Below are 255 nucleotides of genomic sequence, written 5' to 3'. Positions count from 1 at the left end.
CCGAGGAAGTCCCCGAGGTCAGCCTTCTTAAAGATTTCGTAGTTTTCTTCACCAACAGCATCTTTACGAACGTAGATCTGGATTTGACCTTCTCGGTCTTGAAGATGGGCAAAGCCGACTTTCCCTTTACCACGTTTAGTTACTAAACGTCCAGCGATAGTAGCAGTTTCGTTTAATTCATGTAATTGTTCTTTATCAAGTTCTGCAAATTTATCTTTAAGCTCTTGAGAGTTAGCAGTACGTTCAAAACGTTTT

General features: G+C 40.4%; 1 protein-coding gene. It reads right to left on the bottom strand.

The annotated features are described in order from the left end of the window. The coding region (locus SORDD16_RS10295; RefSeq protein ID WP_241734084.1) for an OB-fold nucleic acid binding domain-containing protein at nt 1–255 on the bottom strand (255 nt) is incomplete at both ends.

The organism is Streptococcus oralis, from assembly GCF_001578945.1.
Lineage (GTDB): Bacteria > Bacillota > Bacilli > Lactobacillales > Streptococcaceae > Streptococcus > Streptococcus oralis_Q.
The sequence above is the reverse complement of the archived record's forward strand: the minus strand, read 5'-3'. Positions and strand labels throughout refer to the sequence as shown.